This is a genomic window from Alteromonas genovensis (assembly GCF_010500895.1).
GTDB lineage: Bacteria > Pseudomonadota > Gammaproteobacteria > Enterobacterales > Alteromonadaceae > Alteromonas > Alteromonas genovensis.
Genome location: NZ_JAAAWO010000004.1, coordinates 41,936 through 61,593, shown reverse-complemented (window position 1 = coordinate 61,593; position 19,658 = coordinate 41,936). Strand labels below are relative to the sequence as shown.

Here is a 19,658-nt window from a genome sequence, read left to right as displayed (position 1 = left end):
CAAAGCAAAACAGAAGGAGCCGATATGTTAAAGGAAAGCTATCCGTACTACCTCGCCAGCGAGGCGTGTTACGCTAATACTAATCTTGACGTGACAAATAAATATACCGGGGAGGTAGCCACGCAGGTTGCCATCGCCGACGCCGATACTATCGACAAGGCCATTGCGGCGGCAGAAGCCGCCCAGCCAGCAATGACCGCAATGGCACCCTATGAGCGCCAAGCAGTGCTAGAGCATTGTGTAAAGCGGTTTCAGGAGCGGGCTGATGAGCTTGCACAAGCGCTGTGTATAGAAGCGGGCAAGCCAATTAAAGATGCTAAAGGCGAGGTAAGTCGCCTTATCGACACGTTTAAAATTGCTGCTGAGGAATCGGTGCGTATTAACGGCGAAGTGGTTAATTTAGAGATTTCAGCTAAAGCTAAAGGGTACCAAGGTATGACGAAGAAGGTGCCAATAGGCCCATGTTCGTTTATTTCACCCTTTAACTTCCCCCTTAATTTAGCGGCCCACAAGGTGGCACCCGCCATTGCTGCGGGTTGTACATTTGTGCTTAAGCCAGCGTCACGCACGCCCATTGGCGCACTAATTATTGGTGAAGTGCTAGCTGAAACCGCGTTGCCCAAAGGTGCGTTTTCAATTTTGCCTTGCAGCAGAGATGGCGCAGACCTTTTTACAACAGACGAGCGTTTGAAACTGCTTAGCTTTACAGGTTCCCCAGATGTAGGTTGGGCCCTCAAGGCCAAGGCGGGGAAAAAGCCGGTAGTGTTAGAGCTAGGTGGCAACGCTGCATGTATTGTAGATGAGGATGCCGACCTTGATGATGCCATAGAGCGTATTATCATTGGTGCTTACTATCAGTCAGGTCAAAGCTGTATCAGTGTGCAAAGGCTACTGGTACACAGCGCCATTTATGATGATTTTAAAGCGCGCTTCGTTGAAAAAGTAAAATCGTTAGTCAGTGGAGACCCGTCGAGTGAGGATACCTTTATTGGGCCAATGATCTCTGAGGGCGAGGCAGAGCGACTTCACGACTGGATTATTGACGCTGAAAAAGCAGGCGGAAAAATTCTGTGTGGCGGTACCAGAGACGGTGCCATGCTTGATGCTACGGTAATGGAAGGGGTACCGAAAGACTGTGATGCTAGCGCGGAAGAAGCCTTTGGCCCGCTATCAGTGCTCTATTCCTTTGACAGTTATGAAGAGGCGCTAGATGAAGTTAATAACAGCCGTTATGGACTGCAGGCTGGCGTGTTTACCCGAGATATTTATAAAGCACATAAGGCGTGGAACGAGCTAGATGTTGGTGGTGTTGTCATTGGTGATGTACCAAGCTGGCGTGTAGATAATATGCCTTATGGCGGAGTGAAAGACTCTGGCTTGGGCAGAGAAGGCATACGTTACGCCATCGAGGATATGTCAGAGACTCGACTCATGGTGTTGCGAACGCCGCAGTAAGTGTAAAGCTATAATTAAGGCGCTAACAAGCGCCTTAATTTTTTATGATTTATATAAACTGATAATGCTACATTTCGAGAAAGACATGTTTTTAACGTGTCAGTTTTCGATGAAATTACGTTGCTGCATACTCTTCAAGTATCGCTAGCGGAATAACGTCCAACGCCTTTTCATGTGTAGCCTCTAGACGCACGGTAGGTGCCACACCAGCTTCATAAGCTTGTAGCCATCGACTTGCACATAAACACCATCTGTCGCCCGCAAGTAGGCCCGAAAATTCCATGCTCGGCCACGGCGTTATAAGGTCATTACCCTGGCGCAAAGAGAATTGTAAAAACTCATCTGTTACTACTGCACATACGCTATGATTACCTACATCAGCCGAAGGCACATAGCAAAAGCCTTCTCTCGTGAAACCGGCGTTGCCGCAGCAAAGCTGAAGCGGTCTGCCATAAACATTTTTTGCATTTGCCAAAATCAAATACCTCGCTCATTGCGTATCTAGTAAATCTAGAGTGTATACGGTTTTGTGTAAAAAGGGATGCATCCCTTTTTACACATCATGTTGATAATCCCTTTTTGTACACTCCTTTTTTCGAGATACGCTTTTTGAGATACGCTTCTCAAAATACGGGTTTCGAAACATGCTTTTCGAAATACGAACTTGAGGTAACACATACATGTTGGATAAAAGCACCAAAAGCGGGAACGTCAACTTTTCTCAAGAGGAAATAGCTAGATTTGATGCACTTGCTGAAACCTGGTGGGATCCAAAAGGTAAATTTAAAACGGCGCTAGACTTTAACAAAGCGAGACTTGAGGTTATTGAGTCCCAAATACGCTCACACTTTACATGCCAAGAGAGCTCGACGCCCTTTTCTAACCTATCAATCATTGATATTGGCAGTGGCGGCGGCCTAATCAGTGAACCACTAGCGTCAAAAGGAGCCGCGGTCACGGGTATTGATGCCAGCGCAGTAAGCGTACAGGTGGCTAAACGTCACGCTAAGCAAAGTAATGTGGATGTGGAATATCGCCATCAACTCTCTAGCGAGGTCGTTAAAGAGGGTCGACAGTTTGACGTGGTGATTAATGCAGAGGTGGTTGAACATGTGCCAGATCAAAAGCAGCTAATTAATGAGTGCGCTAGCATGGTAAAACCCGGTGGACTGCTAATATTAGCGACGCTAAACAGAACGGTGAAAAGTTTCGTCATTGCTATTGTTGGCGCTGAATACGTTATGCGCTACCTGCCTATCGGCACTCATGACTGGCGTAAGTTTGTCACCCCTAAAGAGCTTATTAATTGGGTCGGCGACGACTTCAAAGTACAGCATCAAGTGGGTATGAAGCTCAATCCGTTCACTTCTACGTGGCATACTACATCAAGTCTCGCGGTGAATTATATTCAGGCTTATGCTAACCAGCAGCAGGTCTAGTGCCTCCGTTATTAATCGCACTTGGAATGATATTTTCAACGCAAATTGCCAGCAGACTTCTATTGTGTATGTCCAATGCTAATGGTCACTATCCATACTAAAAATAGTATGGATAGTCATACGCTTAAATTTTTATAACTTACTGATCACTAAATAAAGATCGCTCAAACATTTCTAAAATAACGTCAGATAACCCTTTCCTATATATTAAAAATTTCATCCTCTCCTTGATATTTACATCATGTTTACATAATTATAACAAAGGTCTGGCCACAGACCTGTGCGAAGAGCCTGCTGTTCACACAGTATTGCTCAATGAGATTAAGCGCCGATGCAATAACAGCCCGCGATAAACAGTCTGTGACCAACGGTCGTGGGATAAAAAGGGAAACACATGAGAATAATTAAAAGAGTGTCGCTACTAATAGCTGTAATTTGCATGGCATTTGCCAGTCATGCTTCAGCATCCACATACGCGAAAACGAAATACCCTATAGTGCTAGTACATGGCTTATTTGGGTTTGAAGATATCCTATTTGTCGATTACTTCTACAAAGTGCCGCAAAAGCTAACACGCAATGGTGCTGTTGTTTACATTGCCGAAGTATCACCTGCAAACTCAACGGAAGTGCGTGGTGAGCAGTTATTAAACTATATAGACGAAGTGCTTGCATTATCAGGCGCTGAAAAAGTGAATTTGATTGGGCACAGCCACGGCGGCCCAACTGCACGCTATGCGGCAAGCGTTGCACCAGATAAGGTTGCTTCAGTAAGCTCAGTAGGCGGTGTGAATTGGGGCAGTAAAGTCGCAGACCAACTGCGTAATGCTATTGCTGAAGACTCTTTTCAAGAAGATGCTGCTGGGGTAGTTGTCAACGCATTTGCCAACATTATTGAGTTTGCCTCGGGGTCAGATCCTAGAGACAAACCCACCGACGCTATTGCTGCGTTAAATTCGCTATCAACGGATGAAACCGTGAGATTTAATCAACGCTACCCAGAGGGTATGCCATCGGCGTACTGCAGAAATGATGGCAAAATGCTGGCGGAAAATGGGGTGTATTACTATTCATGGAGTGGAGGTAAAACTTTTACCAATGCGCTTGACGTTGTCGACCCTTTCTTAGCCATTACCGGCACTGCATTTAACGAAGCCAATGATGGATTAGTGGCTACCTGTAGCTCTCACTTAGGCAAAGTACTGCGAGATAACTACAGAATGAACCATCTCGATGAGGTTAATCAAAGTTTTGGTATTACCCACTGGTTTGAAACCAACCCAGTGAATGTGTTCGTGCAACAGGCTAACAGACTGAAACGTCAAGGGCTGTAGTGAAAGCGGCAGTTATAGGAGGGGGGCTATTTGTCCTCCTTATCATTGTTGTGTTATTGACGGTTGCTACAACACAGAGCGATACAGAAGCTTTTGTGGCGACGACTTCAGGCTCACAAGATACCGCTAACAATGGCGCATCCCCATCGTTTCCCGCTGCTTTAAAAAGCACGGTTGCAAGTCAGGCAGCCTCATCCACAGTTGAAGGTGAAAATGCCAAAAATCTCATTCCATTTGTGCTAAATATTTGGGTTAAGGACAGGTTCGAGCTCTTTATTGCAGAACACGCTGAACAAGCGCCGTTGGCAGTACAAATTGCTTATGTGGCCCACAGTGAATCACTATATACCAAAGATACCCATGATTACGCAGTAGACTTGTTTTCCCGTTTTGTTAACTACAAAGTGGCATTAGCCAGCGAAGATGTGGAAATAAATATGGTTCAGGCGTCACTGAAAAGTGTTCAGGAAAAGCTGGACGCCCGATATGATTTACGACGGCAGTTTTTCAGTCATCGAGAGTATGAATATTTGTTTGGCAGTGATGCAGCCTCCGATAACGATGCGCTAGCAAGGCTTGCCATAGCCCAAGACAGCACCCTCACTCGCGAGGCAAAAAAGAACACCATCGTCGAATCTCTCGCTATTTCAAGCGATAGCGAAGCCTTTAAGCCAACGGTTGATATGCACAGAATTCAACAAATAAAGCAGCAATACCGTGATAACAATTCTCGCTTTAGTGCAATAAGCGCAGAATTTGGTGATGAAGTGGCTGAGCGTTTTAATACATTGTGGGAAAAGCAGGGCGCGTGGGAACAGAAAGTAGAAGGCTACCGCGCTCATGTTAAAAAGCTACAAAGCGCTAACCTTTCAAAGCAAGAATACAGCAAATTGATACGTGAATATGAGACCTCGGATTTTACAGAAAATGAAATTAAGCGTCTTAGAGTAGTGGTGAACAGCAACAATTAATGATTGGGCAAACAGGTATAACCATTCAGTGACTGAATAGACTCACCTTAATTTAGAGTGATTTGATCCCTGTTTTACTAAGTTCTAATCTACTTAAAACAAACTAGGCCCCTACAATTATGAAAATTTACGAAACCAAAACTGCACCTAATCCCCGTCGCGTTCGCATGTTTCTCGCCGAAAAAGGTATCGATATGGACTATGTTCAGGTTGATATCCAAAAAGGTGAAAATTTGAGCGCAGAAATGCGTGCGAAAAACCCCCTTGGTAAAATACCTATTCTTGAGCTTGACGATGGAACATGCATTGCAGAAACAGATGCAATTTGTACCTATTTTGAGGCGCTTCATCCAGAGCCATCATTAATGGGAAGTAGTGCACTTGAAAAAGGCACTATAGCAATGTGGCAACGGCAAGTAGAGCTGGCTCTTATGCTACAAGTTGGCATGTGTTTTCAGCACACCACAGGGTATTTCAAAGATCGTATGGTCCCAGTACCCGAGTATGGCAAAGAAGCGGGTATTAATGCGTCTAAGTATCTTAATATTCTTGAGCGCAGGTTAGAACTCAATACGTTTATTGCAGGAGACACGTTCTCGATTGCAGACATTACCGCCTTATGCGCCATTGATTTTGCCCGGGTTGTTGATATAAGAATTAAAGATGAACAAACCAACCTTCTTCGTTGGTATGACAGTATGAATAGCAGAGCGAGTGCCAAAGCCTAATGATTGACTTATATACAGCAGCAACACCGAATGGCTGGAAGGCCTCCGTAGCACTGGAAGAAATGGAATTAGCATACTCTGTTGTGCCTGTTAATCTCTTGAAGGGCGAACAGAAAACGGCATCGTTTCTTGCTAAAAACCCTAACGGTCGCATACCAGTAATTGTGGATAAAAGTGAAGACGACCACGTGGTCTTCGAATCTGGCGCCATAATGATTTATCTAGCAGAAAAAACCGGTATGTTTTTACCCAGCGATGTGAAAGGGCGCAGTAAAGTGTTGCAATGGTTGATGTTTCAGATGGGCGGCGTAGGGCCGATGATGGGACAAGCCAATGTTTTCTATCGATACCTAGAAGAAAAAATGCCCATAGCTATCGATCGCTATCAAAACGAAGTGCGTCGACTGTTTACGGTGTTAGATGGTCACCTCGCCAACCACGAGTACTTGGTTGACGATTACAGTATTGCTGATATGGCAAACTGGTGCTGGGTAAGAACCTACGAGTGGTCGGGCGCAAGCATTGACGGGCTAGATAATCTCATTCGTTGGAAGAACAGTATTGAAGCTCGTCCCGCTGCGAGGCGCGGCGTGGAAGTCCCTAATAAAATAGACAAAGAAGCGCTATTAAAAGGAGCAAAAAACGTGGTGACTCGGTAGTGCTAGTTTGTTAGTAACACTAAAGATGGTTAACCACATTTAATGGTTCTTTGCAGGCATAACTCACCAAAAAATAAAACATTAAATATTACTTGGTGGCTTATGCCTGTTATTGAAAACAACATGGCAGTCATGTAGATTCAACAAAAAAAAAGACCTACTAATAAGTCAAAAGGACATTTATGAGACGGATTTTAGGGGCCATTTTGGCCTTTTATTCTTTATTTATTTCTGCAAACGATCAGCTTCCCCTCGATTATTTTATTAAACACGGTGACTACCTCGACCTTCAGCTCTCCCCAGATGGCAAACATTTAGCGGCCCGAGTACGCTTAGACAATAAGGTGATGCTGGGTATTTTGTCCACCGAGGACATGAGCATTGTCGGCGGCGTGCGCCCACAAAATAACGATATTATTCATACGGTAACTTGGGTGAATAACGAGCGTCTTGTGTTCGAGTATGCTGAAAAGCAGTTCTCTTTTGATAGACCTGTGCCTACGGGTGAACTATTTGCTATGAATCTTGATGGTGGCAGACGAGAAATGCTCTACGGGTATCGAGCAAGCGACGAGCAAACAGGCACTCGAATTACAAACAAGGACGATAGCTTAGCCAGTCAAGAAGTTCTAAGTCTATTAGAAAATGATGACCGGTACATCCTAATTGCCGAGTATCCGTGGGATATGAATGGTAATACTTATTATAACAACCGTGTTAAGCCTGCCATCATAAGTAAGCTCAACATTATGTCTGGCAGAAAACGAAAAATAGATGTTTTACCGCACAAACGCAGCAGTGCTCTAGCAACCAGAAATGGTCAAGTGGTTTTTATGAAGTGGGAAGATGAGAATGGTAATTTTCATGCTGCTTACAGAGAAGATAACGACAGTGAATGGATAAATTTAGAAGACGCTTTCAACGTTGGCGAAGACGTAATTCCACGAGGTCTTAGTGAAGACGAACAATATGTTTATATGTCTGGGTTTACCGGTGAAGAGGGTATTTATACACATTTCAAGCTCAATTTGTCGACCGGTGAGCACAGTAGAATCTTTGATGAACACAATACTGATATCGAGCAAATTGTCCTCGATAACGGTGGTTTACCAGCTGTGGGTATCACCTACCCGGGCAAATCTCAGTACGTTTACGCCACGGAAGAAAGCAGAACAAGCAAAATACACAAACTATTAGCCGATGCCTTTGAAGGTCAAACTGTTGTTATCGCCAGCCACACTCGAGACTGGAAAACATTACTTGTGCATGTACGCAGCGATGTAAATCCTGGTGAATACTACTTGTTTGATAGTGAAACGCTCGCCGCACGATTTATATGGGCAAATAGCTCGTGGATAGACCCCAGATTACTAGCGCCGATGAAGCCGATTAGCGTTGAAGTATCAGATGGCGAAACAATTAATGGCTACCTGACCCTTCCAAAGCAATCAAGTGAGGAAAAGCCTCCTCTAGTGGTTATGATCCATGGAGGCCCGCATCAAAGCGGTACCAGAGATTTCTGGGACTACAACAGCGAAACACAGCTTTTAGCCAGCCGTGGCTACGCAGTTTTGCAAGTGAACTTTCGCGGCAGTGATGGTTATGGAGAAAGATACAAGAGATTAGGTTATCGCGAGTGGGGCGGTAAGATGATTGATGATATTAACGACTCTGTGAAATGGGCCATAGATAAAGAGTACGTAGATGGAAACAACGTTTGTGCATACGGAGCAAGTTACGGCGGGTACGCGGCGCTTATGTCTGCGGTGAAAGAGCCAGACCTTTACGAGTGTACAATAGGGTATGTAGGCATCTATGATTTACAATACATGTTTACGCAAAGTGATATCCCTAATAACTGGGGCGGTAAAGCCTATTTGCAGAAAGTGCTGGGTAACGACAAAGCGCAACTTAAAGCCTACTCGCCCCTGTACCATGCAGATAAAATCAAAGCGAATGTAATGCTTATTCACGGTTCTAAAGATAGACGAGTGCCAGAAATTAACTCAGAGGCACTTTCTCAAGCGCTTATTAGGGCAGGTAACCCGCCAGAGTATCTTCAATACTCCCAGGCGGGGCACGGTGTCTTCGATGAGGGAGATAGGCGAGAGCTCTATCAGGGGTTAATTAACTTTCTGGATAAAAACCTAAAGAGCTAGCACGCTCTGTGTGAAAAAACGCCCCATAAGGGCGTTTTTTGATCCTGGCCTCTTATTGTCTAGAGAATGCGAGGAGACTCTGCTTTCTTTTTTCTGGGAAGGGGGGAAGAAGGATTTTTGAAATAGTCCCATAATGCTTCTATATGTTCAGGGCCAATTCCGCAGCACCCCCCAACGATGGATGCTCCCGCGCTAACCCACGTTTTTGCATAATGTAAGTATTGTTCAGGGGTTACATCGTTGCGCAGTGATGAAAGCAGTGCATTAGCCTCATGTTGACGGTTGCGCTCAGAGAAGCTGTTGGCGTAGGCACCGATGCGTATGCCACTGTTCATCTTGCGGGTCATTGCAATGGCGTCTTCCATTTCTTCTGGTTGAGAGCAGTTAAATAAAACCGCATCCACACCATCAAGTGTTGCAGCAATGTGGGCCAATGGCTCTTCAGAGCGAAGCTTAGGCGTTTCTGAGTCGCTATGTCTGTTGGCAAGAGAATAAGAAAGCCAAATGGGTAAGGTAGAATATTCTCTTAGTATAGAGACAACGGCATTGGCTTCTTCTATTGAAGATACGGTTTCAATTAGCCAAAAATCAACGTCATCTTGCTGGCCTGTTATCAAGGGACGTAAAATGTTTTCAACCTGGCTTTTATCGAACAAGTCGGGGCGATATGAGCCGAATGCAGGTGGAATACAGCCGGCAAGTAGCGGTGTGTTTTTTTCTTGTGCCTCTTGCTCAGTGACGAACGCGTCTATTTCTTGTCTCGCAATACGAGCGGCTCGTTGAGCTAAAGAAAGACTTTGCCCTTGAAATGCGTCGTCACCAATATGAAAAGGCACAATAGCATAGGCATTGGTTGTGATTATTTGAGCGCCGGCATCTAAAAAGTGGCGATGCACTTGCGCTACTTTTTCAGGAGACTGCATAAGCGATAGCGCAGACCACTCGGGCTGCTTGAAGGGAGCGCCCACACGCTCAAGTTCTCGCCCCATACCGCCGTCTAAAATGTCTATGTATTCAAAGGGGTCTGTCATAACTCGCTCTTCAATAATAATTTGCAACTAAAGGAAGGTTTGCGCTTCCAATGGATTGAGCTTTTGCTCCCACTTGCCCCTCTATGATGCGCGGCGATGTAATGCCACGCATGTCTCGTTTGGCAATTTCATTTTTTGTTTGCTCAACAAGTCGCGTTTTAATGCTTTTAGGTAGCGCACCGTCAATGATAACGCCATCAATGTCAAGTAAGCTCATTGCGCATTGTGCTGCATAAGCAAGACCTTGCGCTGCAGAGTGAACCCAATTATCAATCACGCTCTCCTCTATGTTCCAGTACTCGGTAGAGCTGTAAATTTGTCTACCCTCTGCGCCAGTATTATCAAGTGTATTTTCTAAAACATACAATGAAGACTGTGTTAAAAGTTGATGTTCCTCGTTGCCGTTAAAAAATGGTAAAGAACCTACCGCGCCCGCATTTCCCGATCTTCCCGTAAACAGTGCGTCGTTAATGACCACACCACCGCCAAGAAATGTGCCTACAAATAAATATAAAAAGTGAGAGAAATGGGCAGCATTACCGAATGACATTTCTGCACTGCATGCGGCTGCCGCGTCATTGCGCACTAATACTGGCAGAGAGACAAGAGACTCTAGCGCTAATTTTGGGTTGAATTGCTTCCATTGCTCTAGCATTTCTTTCGGTGCCCCGGCTTCTTCTGCCCAAGTCCAAATTTCAAAGGGCATGGCCACACCTAATCCGCGAATTCGGGGTAAATGGTCAGCCGCAATGTTTTTCGTCAACATGTTGATAGCCCGTTCTGTAAACGACATAAGGGTATCAACCGTAGGGTAAGCCACCTTTTCTTTGACGGTAGCCCGTACATTTCCACAAAGATCTATAAGGGTCATCTCAAAACTGCGTCGACCTACTTTTAAACCTAGGCCAAACGCGCCGTCGGCATTAAGGCTGAAAGGCACCTTTGGTTGCCCTACTTTTCCCTTAACTGGCGCATTGCGTAATACCAAACCGTCGCTTTCTAACTTTTTAATAATTACCGTGGCAGATTGTGCAGAAAGGCCAGTTAATTCAGCTATTTGAGCTTTTGGTAATTCTTTATGCTTATTAATCAGCGAGATGATGGCCCGTTCATTGTCCGAACGATTATCTGCCAAATGTGTTGCCATAGTTAACTTGCTCTCTAGTGTAAAAGTAGTTGTTCAATGAGGATTATTAAAACATTGAAGTTTGCTTTGAGTGTGAGTTTTACGTGTTGATGTTAAATAAAAATAAGGCTTTCCCATGGTGCGCGTTAACACAGATTATAGCGAAAAGTTTGACACACCCAACAGTGCTCGTGAACCAGAATGTAACCTATAAACCCCAGTGGGTCACTAATCTTAACCTAAAGTATACAAATTTTGTTGTCTTCATTTTAATTAAGTCAATTAGGTTGATTTAATTAAAAAGAAAGATAATACTATGCCCGATTGAATAACTAATTAACGACTTATTAACGTAAAGTGCGATATGTATAATGTGCATTACGGTTGTATGTATAACGAATAAAGTGAGGCTGGTATGAAAATATTATGTTTAGGTGAAGTACTTATCGATATGTTAAGCCAAGGTGCGGCGCCAAAAGACGGTGACATACCGGCAATGAAGCCCTTTCAACCCTATGCAGGTGGTGCGCCAGCCAATGTTGCTGTGGCAGTGTCACAGCTTGGTGGCAGCAGTGCTATGGTATCAAAAGTGGGTGATGATACCTTTGGCGCTTTTTTAAAAGAAATGCTTGAGCATTATAAAGTTAATACCGATTTTGTATGGACTACCTCACAAGGCAATACAGCATTAGCGTTTGTGAACCTAGATGAAGACGGTGAGCGTTCCTTCGACTTTTATGTGGATAATGCAGCGCATAAGCACATTACCGAGCAAGACCTGGCTACTATCGACTGTAATAAAGATGCGGTACTGCACTTTTGCTCAGGCTCTCTTGCTGGGCCAGAGTTGATACCGGGTACAGAGTTTATTTTAGACAAAGCGCGCCAAGAGGGCATGATGGCGTGTTTAGATATCAACTACCGCCCTGCATTTTGGGACGATACGACTAATGCACCTTCAAGAATAGATGCTGCAGCGAAACGGGTTTCCATTTTAAAGGCAAGCCGTGAAGAGCTCGACGAGCTATACGGTGCAGAAAATGCTGATGCGAAAGTAAAACAATGGCTTGAGAGCGGCGTAAAAGTGGTATTGGTGACTGACGGCGGTGAGCCTATTCACTACATCACGACATCATTTAGCGGCACGTTAGCGTCGCCCAAAATGGAGGTTAAAGATACAACGGCGGCAGGCGACTCCTTTATCGGTGGGTTCCTTTATTACCTATCAACCAAAGTTAAAAATGCTGACGAATTTGATAGCTGGGCAGCAAGTTTTGAAAATGTAAGCGAGGCCACTGAGTTTGCGATTCGCTGTGGTGCATTTACCGTAACTCAATACGGCGCGTTTAGTGCATTGCCCACTCAGCAAAATATCGCGAAATAGCAAAATAGCCAAGATAACAGCGAAGCCAACGGCTAAGCCGATAGGCAAGCTAATCATTAAATAGGCAAAGCGCTAAATGAGCGAAGCGCAGAATATTTAAAGCGCCAAGCAACGCAACAAAGAGCCTGTTACGCAGTAGCGTAACAGGCTCTTTTAATTAACGTTCTATCAGTAGTTTAAGCGCGTCTAAGGTATCTGCTTCATTAGCAGGCTTGTCCCAGCGTATTCGATGAATTCGCGGGAAGCGAAGGGCCACTCCCGATTTATGACGATTAGAAGGGTGCACTGCATCAAAAGCGACTTCGAAAACCAGCTCTTTTTTCACTTCTCGCACCGGACCAAACCGGCCAACCGCATTGCGCCGCACCCAATTATCTAATTTTTTCAATTCTTCGTCGGTAAACCCTGAATAAGCTTTGCCAATAGGCAATAATTGCTCGCCTTCCCATGCGCCAAATGTAAAGTCTGAATAAAAGCTTGAACGTTTTCCGTGTCCTCGCTGCGCGTACATGATAACCGCATCCACCACTAGAGGGTCTCGTTTCCACTTATACCACTGGCCTTTAGGTCGACCGGGCACATATGTACTGTCGAGTCGTTTAATCATTAGTCCTTCAACGGATCTATTGTCGCAAACCGTGTTATGAAGGGCGCGCAAACTTTCGGGCGATGATGCACGTAAGGTGTTAGATAAAAATAGCCGAGGCGGCTTCTTTTGCTCAAACCAAGAGGCTAATTTTTTACGCCTAGCCTCTAGCGTTAGGGAAGTCAGCTTCTCGCCCTCTAGTACAAGGGCATCGTAAACAATAAGCCCCACCGGATTTGACTGCATTAAGGGTTTGGTTGGCTTTTTCTTGTTAAGTCTTTGCTGCAGCGCATTAAACGTATCAACGATAGGTTCTGATGCAGACGATCTGCTGGCCATATCTGATGCACTGGCAGTAGCCTTCTCGGTATTGTGAATAACCAATAGCTCGCCATCGAGCACCATATTGCCGCTCATTTCGTCCAATAAATCAGGGAATGAGTGACTGATATCGTCGCCAGTTCGAGAGAACAGCGCCTTTTCGCGCTCTTGTTCATCAGTGGAATTGGTTGCGAGCTTTTCACTTTCTTTATCCTTGCCAGCAAGCTCAGTATTCACCGCAAGCTGTACACGAATGCCATCGTACTTATTTTCAATTTGCCAAAGGTTGGCATCAAAGGTGTCGATATCATTGTCTTCAATGGGGTGAGAAAGCATGACGGGATGAAACGTGACGGCATTTTCTATATCAGGCTTGTCGGCCTTCCCTTCTAACCACTGTAGAAGCTCGGTATACGGTGGGTTTACAGCGTGCCATAAAGTTTCTATCTCTTTAATATCTTTTTTGCCGTAGTCAGCCAATATTTGTTTTATTGAGCGTGCTGATACGCCAATGCGCAGCCCTCTAGTGCCTAATTTCAGCAGTGCCCAGCGCTGGGACGGTGTCATCATGGTTAAGTATTCAGCCAGCGTTGCAGACACTTTCTGTTTAGAAACAGTAGCAAAAGTATCTACAATACTATGAAGAGACGGTAAGGGAGACACAGGGCTATTGAACGGCCATAGATGCGCAACGGTTTCGCTCACTTCGCCCACATAATCGTAACTCATCGCAAATAGGGCGGGGTCAGTATGCTCGGTAATCAATTTTTTCACGGTATTGCGTTTAAAAAAATCAAACCGCAGGGTGCCTGCCATGGCCGCAATAGCCCAGCCTCTATCTGGGTCGGGCGTATTTTCAATATAGTCTGCAATAAGCTGTGCTTTCGCTTTCGTTCCAGCGGTAAAGTACAGTTGCTCTAACAGGTTACTAAATGCCTCCATTAATCACCTCCTTGTTCCTCCTCGTCATAGCCCACCAATGATAATGCTCGGGCTTTAAACCCCATCTTTTCAGCTTGATACATCAGCGCATCTTCTCTTCCGTGAGTCACCCACACCTCTTTCGGGTTAACTTCCTCAATAGTCCTAAGTAGTTCAGGCCAATCACAATGATCGGAAATAATAAGAGGGAGTTCGGCATTTCGCTGCTTTGCGCGGGCGCGAATTTGCATCCAGCCCGATGCCATCACCGTGCGCACATTAGGAAGACTTCGCGACCATCTATCTGCCAATGCAGAAGGCGGAGCAATCACAATTTCTCCCGCGAGCTCTTTTTTATCGTCAACCTGCGAGACGGGAATAAGTTCGCCAAGGTCAATATCAAACTGTTGGTATAAATCGCATAACTTCAACTGAGCCCCATGCAAATAAATAGGTTTGTGGTAGCCTGCCTCTCTAAGCGCAATAATCAAACGTTGGCACTTGCCTAAGGCATAGGCGCCTACCAGATGACACCGAGTGGGAAATACCCGCAGCGAGTGAAGCAATTTCTCTATTTCGTTCTCAATGGGTGGGTGTTCGAAAACAGGCAGTCCAAAAGTGGCCTCGGTGATAAGCACATCGCAAGGCACAATTTGAAAAGGCGGACAAGTGGGGTCGTGACGCCGTTTATAATCGCCAGATACCACCACTTTGTAGCCACCGTATTCTAAGAGTATTTGCGTAGAGCCTAATATATGGCCCGCGGGATAAAAAGTTACCGTGACATCATTAAAGGTGAGTTTTTCACCTAATGATACAGTGTGTTGCTTTTCGGCCATATCCTCGCCGTAGCGAGTTTGCATAATGGCTAGGGTTTCTACGCTGGCATAAACTGTATGGTGTCCGGCCCGCGCGTGATCAGCATGGCCGTGAGTCACTAATGCAGTGTCTACTTCGGTCATGGGGTCGATGTAAAACCCACCCGGTTCGCAGTACAAGCCAGTATTATCAGTTTTTAACCATGTTGATGGATGCACAGGCAGCGTTTCCCTCTGTATTTGCAGTAAATGTACATACGACAGAAAAGATAAAGCGACCACTTAGCCTGCATAGCTCAATTTTTTACTTCGCTCAACAGGCCCTAATGTTTATCGAAGAAGTCTTTGTTGCGAATGTATTTATGCATGTAGTGATATGAGATGGGGGAAATCAGCCACTGGGAAATAACCCGATATAGCCGCCAGATAGGCTTGGCGTTGTCGTAAACACGCTCGTTATGTAGCCAAAGCGAGCGCCCCAGGTGCTTAAACAGCCCTGGAATAGGGGGAAGGAAGGTGACAATATCTAGGTCGCAAACGACTCTAAATGTGCGGTGATGCAGTAAGTAATGCTTAAAGAATCGACGATAGCTGGTAGAAGGTTGTCCAAAAGTGACAACGCGGCGCACGCTTTTAGGAAATGCCAATTCAAGGCGCTGCGCTGCTAAAACCGCCATGGCTCCGCCAGACGAATGGCCGGTAAGTGTGATGCGTTTACCTGACTCGATAAGCGGTGCCAATTTAGCCTCGATATCTTCATATATACTGAGCGTTACGCTGGTTTTTTTACTGTCAGCAGGTAAGGGGATCCTAGTCTTGCTTTTTTGGTTGAGGAGAAGCTGATAGCCAAAATGAACATAGCCGTTGTGCGTTGATTTATCTTTAAAGTTTCCTTTGGCTTTACTTGGGAAAATACAAAAGTTGAGTAACCAATCTCGGATGGATTGGGTTCCCCTGAACAGCACGATAACTTCTTTTTTGTTTGGGCGACAGAGAATGCGTGCCACTACGGTGCCGCGTGAATCGCACACAGCATGGTGCTCATGGGCTGAAAAGCCCAGTGATGAATAGTCAAATTCTTTCGGATATGCCAACTTACACAGTACGGCATAGCGCTCGTACTGATACCGCTTAAGTTTCTTCAATGGCTAATGTCTTTCACATGCATTCATTTGGTTGACGTGCGCATTACGCCGCCTTATTTTTCGAATCGAGGTGTCTAAGGTCTAGTTCAGACACCGTTTCTTGTTTGGTATACACAACCCAGTCTAATAGCTGCAAGTTTCCGGCGTTGTCTTCAACTAGCGCAGAGCAATTTTCTATCCAATCGCCATCGTTCACATAATGAATCCCATTCACCATATCTGATTCTGGGTGGTGAATATGGCCGCAAATGACGCCATCAAGCTGCAGCTCTTTCGCCCGCTTGGTAGCGGCGTTTTTGTACCGAGCTATGGCCTTATTTGCGCCTTTCACTCGCTGCTTGATGTAGCCTGCTAACGACCAATAGCTTTGTTTTCTCCAGCTTCGCAGCAGGTTAAACCAACGGTTTGCAAATAGCAGCGCATCATACGCCTTATCGCCAATCCAGGCGTGAAAGCGGCCTAAAGTTACATCGCCATCACATTGATCACCATGCAACACCAAGTAGCGTTTGTTCGCTGCGGTTTCATGCACGTATTGGCGCTTTATCTCTATATCGCCAAACTGCATTCCTGAATACTTCTGTAAGGGGGCATCGTGATTGCCCGGTAGAAAAATGACTTTTGTAGATTCATGACTAAGCTGGATAACTTTATGTATCACTTCATTGTGCGCATCAGGCCAACGAAACTGTTTGCTCATCGACCACATGTCTACAATATCGCCCACTAGGTAAAGCCTGTCGCAGGTCATATTGTTGAGAAAGTGAAGAAGAAATTCTGCTTTGCAGTCTTTGTTGCCAAGGTGTGTATCTGAGATAAAAACGCTTCTGAAGTGAGGAGCCTTAATCATTGAAATGCTCAAATAGTCATTTGGTGTGGGCATACCCTAACCAATCAACTTGACAGTTAATTGACACCTTCATGACGATATCGTTACGGTGCTGTTCTGAAATCAGTTAGGTGAAAGCCTTTTCGTTTAAATGCCTTCTTTTACATGCAAGGACGGGTCAGTGCATGAGTATTGAGGAATGTAGCCAATGCAAATAAACCTTGCTGGTAAACCTAACTGGGTAACCTGCGTATAACGAGTAAAAAATGGAAGTAAGTTAATTAATGAAATCAGTACCTCCTGTATTTGCCAAATGGTTTAAAAAGAAAGGGTGGCAGCTTCGCGATTATCAGCGGGATATGCTTGTTGAAAAAGACCAGCATGACTGCACCTTGCTTATTGCACCTACAGGAGCGGGAAAAACATTATCAGGCTTTTTACCGAGTCTAGTAGAGTTGGATGCGTTACTGAGCACGTCAAACTTTACGGGGTTGCACACCTTATACATCTCTCCCCTAAAAGCGCTCACCCAGGATATACATCGCAACTTGCTGCAGCCTATTGAAGAAATGGGGTTAGGTATTAGCGCAGAAACGCGAACCGGAGATACACCTTCCCACAAACGTCAGCGCCAGCGTAAAAAGCCCCCGCATATATTATTAACTACGCCTGAGTCGCTGATGTTAATGCTGAGCTATGCTGATGCAGATAAACTATTTGGCAAGCTGAAGCGGGTGATCATAGATGAAACCCACAGCTTAATGGCGAATAAACGTGGTGACTTTTTGTCTTTAGCGTTAGCGCGGCTATCTATTTTATCGCCAGCCATGCAGCGTATTGGTTTATCAGCCACCGTGGCCTTCCCTGAAACACTTGGCGCCTGGCTAGCAGGCAGCGACAGTACTGCCAACATTGTTAAAGTAAAGGCAGGGGAGAAGCCCAAGGTAGATATGCTGCATTCAAAAGCACGAATGCCCTTCGGTGGGTTTATGGCGCGCTATGCCATTGATGATATTTACCAGGCAATAGAAAAAGCGAAAACCACGCTGGTGTTTGTTAATACCCGAGCGCAGTCGGAATTGCTGTTTCAAATGCTGTGGGAAGTGAACAAACTGGCACTGCCTATTGCCCTTTACCACGGTAGTTTAAGCAAAGAGCAACGTCGCAAAACCGAAGCTATGATGGCAAGCGCTATGCTTCGCGCTGTGGTGTGTACATCTGCACTAGAGCTGGGCATAGACTGGGGCGATGTGGATAAGGTTATACAAGTGGGGGCGCCGAAAGGGGTAAGCCGATTATTGCAGCGTATTGGGCGGGCTAATCACCGACTGGATGAACCTAGCGAAGCGCTGTTAGTCCCAGCGAATCGCTTTGAAGCGCTAGAATGTCAGGCTGCAATAGATGCCATTAACAAAGGTGAGCTAGATGGCGATGCCCCGCACTCGGGGGCGCTGGATATTATTCCCCAGTTTATTTTGAACTGTTTGTGCAGTCAGGCCGATAAGCCTGACGCCTTGTACCAACAAATTCTAAACGCCACCCCTTACCAAGGGTTAGACCGAAGTGATTTTGATAAACTATGGCAGTTCACATTAGATGGCGGCAGTGCTCTTAATGCCTATGAGCGTTATCAGCGGCTATTAGAAAACGACGACGGTACGTTTTCCCCCGCGAATCGGCGCGTGATCCAGCGGCATAGGCAAAATATTGGCACAATTGTGGAGTCTGGCCGTCTTAAAGTTAAACGAATACGCCGTGGTAATCAGGGCAAAATTATTGGTGAAGTGGAGGAGTATTTTGCTCAGCAGCTTACTCCAGGCGATACATTCTACTTTGCCGGTGAAGTACTTAAATACGAAGCAATTAGAGACATGCAGCTTCACGCGAAGCCTGCCAAGGCAAAAGAGCCTAAAATACCGAGTTACGGTGGCGGGCAAATGCCGTTGTCTACGTACTTAGCTGATGGCGTAAGAGGGATTTTAGCTGATAGCTCGAAGTGGAAAGTACTGCCTACACAAGTGCAAGAATGGTTAGTTCTTCAAGAAGCCTTCTCTCAACTGCCAAAGCCCGGCAATGTATTGGTAGAGCAATTTCCATTTCGACAAGCGTATTACACGCTGTATTACACCTTCGACGGGCGAAAGGCCAACCAAACCCTTGGCATGTTGTTAACCCGTCGTATGGAAAAGATGAGTATTAAACCCCTTAGCTTTAGCGTTACTGACTACGGGCTATCAATAGCGTCGGTGAACCCAATTACACAGCAGCAGCTTCAGCGCTTATTCCAGCCCGATATATTGGGCGACGAGTTAGAAGACTGGATGTTGCAGGCACCTATGCTAAAACGGTCGTTTCGCCAGGTTGCTGTGGTGAGCGGGCTCACGGAGCAGCGCTACCACGCCAGTCAAAAAACCATGAAACAGGTAACGTTTTCGACAGATTTAATTTACGACACCTTGCGTGAGCACGACCCTGACCATATTTTATTAAAAGTGGCGAGAGAGGACGCAGAGCGAGAGTTGCTAGATTTATCCAGGCTGGCAAACCTGCTTATTCGCTATGTTGATAGCGCGACCTTGGTCAATTTAGAAAAAGTGTCTCCCATGGCTATTCCTATTGTGCTGAATGTTCGCAGTGAACAAATAAAAGGCGCAGGGGCTCAGGCAATCATCGAGCAAGCAGATTTGTACGCTGAGGCTGAAAACATGCTAGAAGACGTACGCGCACTACTTTCGCAAACACAATAATAGGTA

16 protein-coding genes are annotated in these 19,658 nt (G+C 45.4%); 9 read left to right on the top strand and 7 right to left on the bottom strand.

Annotated elements, in window-relative coordinates; all coding sequences use genetic code 11:
• Positions 1-24: 24 nt before the first annotated feature.
• Entirely contained in the window at positions 25-1,455 is a 1,431-nt protein-coding gene (locus GTQ48_RS06870; RefSeq protein ID WP_163105811.1) for an aldehyde dehydrogenase family protein, read from the top strand.
• A 115-nt stretch (positions 1,456-1,570) separates the two neighbouring features.
• Here the strand turns inward: GTQ48_RS06870 and GTQ48_RS06865 are convergent, their stop codons facing one another.
• Positions 1,571-1,930, bottom strand: a complete 360-nt coding sequence (locus GTQ48_RS06865; RefSeq protein ID WP_032097788.1) for a DUF2237 family protein — start codon at positions 1,928-1,930, stop codon at positions 1,571-1,573.
• Positions 1,931-2,135: 205 nt separating this feature from the next.
• Here GTQ48_RS06865 and ubiG point away from each other — a divergent pair, with 205 nt between their 5' ends.
• From ubiG to GTQ48_RS06835, 6 genes are all read left to right on the top strand, one after another.
• Entirely contained in the window at positions 2,136-2,894 is a 759-nt protein-coding gene (ubiG, locus tag GTQ48_RS06860; protein WP_163105810.1) for a bifunctional 2-polyprenyl-6-hydroxyphenol methylase/3-demethylubiquinol 3-O-methyltransferase UbiG, read from the top strand.
• Between the two features lie 439 nt (positions 2,895-3,333).
• The gene (locus tag GTQ48_RS06855) at positions 3,334-4,227 is read left to right on the top strand and encodes a lipase family alpha/beta hydrolase (RefSeq protein ID WP_235207859.1); all 894 of its coding nucleotides are present in this window, start codon (positions 3,334-3,336) and stop codon (positions 4,225-4,227) included.
• Positions 4,227-5,198 carry a lipase chaperone family protein gene (locus GTQ48_RS17885; RefSeq protein WP_163105808.1) on the top strand — a complete coding sequence of 324 codons (972 nt, stop codon included), beginning with the start codon at positions 4,227-4,229 and terminating at the stop codon, positions 5,196-5,198. Before GTQ48_RS06855 ends, GTQ48_RS17885 begins: the two co-directional genes overlap by 1 nt.
• A gap of 119 nt (positions 5,199-5,317) precedes the next feature.
• On the top strand, positions 5,318-5,926 hold the full coding sequence (locus tag GTQ48_RS06845) for a glutathione S-transferase family protein (RefSeq protein ID WP_163105807.1): 609 nt from the start codon (positions 5,318-5,320) through the stop codon (positions 5,924-5,926).
• Entirely contained in the window at positions 5,926-6,585 is a 660-nt protein-coding gene (locus tag GTQ48_RS06840) for a glutathione S-transferase family protein (RefSeq protein WP_163105806.1), read from the top strand. The genes GTQ48_RS06845 and GTQ48_RS06840 overlap by 1 nt, the downstream gene beginning before the upstream one ends.
• 182 nt (positions 6,586-6,767) lie before the next feature.
• Positions 6,768-8,744, top strand: a complete 1,977-nt coding sequence (locus tag GTQ48_RS06835; RefSeq protein WP_203565126.1) for an alpha/beta hydrolase family protein — start codon at positions 6,768-6,770, stop codon at positions 8,742-8,744.
• 59 nt (positions 8,745-8,803) lie between these two features.
• Here the strand turns inward: GTQ48_RS06835 and GTQ48_RS06830 are convergent, their stop codons facing one another.
• Positions 8,804-9,775 (bottom strand): homocysteine S-methyltransferase family protein, encoded by a 972-nt coding sequence (locus tag GTQ48_RS06830; protein ID WP_163105805.1) that lies wholly within the window; start codon positions 9,773-9,775, stop codon positions 8,804-8,806.
• A gap of 10 nt (positions 9,776-9,785) precedes the next feature.
• On the bottom strand, positions 9,786-10,922 hold the full coding sequence (locus GTQ48_RS06825; protein WP_163105804.1) for an ROK family transcriptional regulator: 1,137 nt from the start codon (positions 10,920-10,922) through the stop codon (positions 9,786-9,788).
• Between the two features lie 394 nt (positions 10,923-11,316).
• Here GTQ48_RS06825 and GTQ48_RS06820 point away from each other — a divergent pair, with 394 nt between their 5' ends.
• Positions 11,317-12,285 (top strand): carbohydrate kinase family protein, encoded by a 969-nt coding sequence (locus GTQ48_RS06820; protein ID WP_163105803.1) that lies wholly within the window; start codon positions 11,317-11,319, stop codon positions 12,283-12,285.
• A 157-nt stretch (positions 12,286-12,442) separates the two neighbouring features.
• Here GTQ48_RS06820 and GTQ48_RS06815 read toward each other — a convergent pair whose 3' ends face one another.
• The 4 genes from GTQ48_RS06815 to GTQ48_RS06800 all read right to left on the bottom strand — a co-directional run bounded on the left by GTQ48_RS06815 (position 12,443) and on the right by GTQ48_RS06800 (position 16,923).
• A complete protein-coding gene (locus tag GTQ48_RS06815; RefSeq protein WP_163105801.1) occupies positions 12,443-14,134 on the bottom strand; it encodes a cisplatin damage response ATP-dependent DNA ligase in 1,692 nt (563 codons plus the stop codon).
• The gene (locus GTQ48_RS06810; RefSeq protein WP_163105800.1) at positions 14,134-15,150 is read right to left on the bottom strand and encodes a ligase-associated DNA damage response exonuclease; all 1,017 of its coding nucleotides are present in this window, start codon (positions 15,148-15,150) and stop codon (positions 14,134-14,136) included. The genes GTQ48_RS06815 and GTQ48_RS06810 overlap by 1 nt, the downstream gene beginning before the upstream one ends.
• Positions 15,151-15,254: 104 nt before the next feature.
• Entirely contained in the window at positions 15,255-16,076 is an 822-nt protein-coding gene (locus GTQ48_RS06805) for a lipase family protein (RefSeq protein WP_163105798.1), read from the bottom strand.
• Between the two features lie 43 nt (positions 16,077-16,119).
• Positions 16,120-16,923: a UDP-2,3-diacylglucosamine diphosphatase gene (locus tag GTQ48_RS06800; protein WP_420837598.1), complete on the bottom strand. Its 804-nt coding sequence runs from the start codon at positions 16,921-16,923 to the stop codon at positions 16,120-16,122.
• A gap of 266 nt (positions 16,924-17,189) precedes the next feature.
• Here GTQ48_RS06800 and GTQ48_RS06795 point away from each other — a divergent pair, with 266 nt between their 5' ends.
• A complete protein-coding gene (locus GTQ48_RS06795; RefSeq protein ID WP_163105796.1) occupies positions 17,190-19,652 on the top strand; it encodes a ligase-associated DNA damage response DEXH box helicase in 2,463 nt (820 codons plus the stop codon).
• Positions 19,653-19,658: the final 6 nt, after the last annotated feature.

Coding starts and splice junctions, on each gene's coding strand:
- GTQ48_RS06870 (WP_163105811.1), top strand. CDS start 25: ATGTTAAAGGAAAGCTATCCGTACTACCTCGCCAGCGAGGCGTGTTAC.
- ubiG (WP_163105810.1), top strand. CDS start 2,136: ATGTTGGATAAAAGCACCAAAAGCGGGAACGTCAACTTTTCTCAAGAG.
- GTQ48_RS06855 (WP_235207859.1), top strand. CDS start 3,334: ATGGCATTTGCCAGTCATGCTTCAGCATCCACATACGCGAAAACGAAA.
- GTQ48_RS06845 (WP_163105807.1), top strand. CDS start 5,318: ATGAAAATTTACGAAACCAAAACTGCACCTAATCCCCGTCGCGTTCGC.
- GTQ48_RS06840 (WP_163105806.1), top strand. CDS start 5,926: ATGATTGACTTATATACAGCAGCAACACCGAATGGCTGGAAGGCCTCC.
- GTQ48_RS06835 (WP_203565126.1), top strand. CDS start 6,768: ATGAGACGGATTTTAGGGGCCATTTTGGCCTTTTATTCTTTATTTATT.
- GTQ48_RS06830 (WP_163105805.1), bottom strand. CDS start 9,775: ATGACAGACCCCTTTGAATACATAGACATTTTAGACGGCGGTATGGGG.
- GTQ48_RS06825 (WP_163105804.1), bottom strand. CDS start 10,922: ATGGCAACACATTTGGCAGATAATCGTTCGGACAATGAACGGGCCATC.
- GTQ48_RS06820 (WP_163105803.1), top strand. CDS start 11,317: ATGAAAATATTATGTTTAGGTGAAGTACTTATCGATATGTTAAGCCAA.
- GTQ48_RS06815 (WP_163105801.1), bottom strand. CDS start 14,134: ATGGAGGCATTTAGTAACCTGTTAGAGCAACTGTACTTTACCGCTGGA.
- GTQ48_RS06795 (WP_163105796.1), top strand. CDS start 17,190: ATGAAATCAGTACCTCCTGTATTTGCCAAATGGTTTAAAAAGAAAGGG.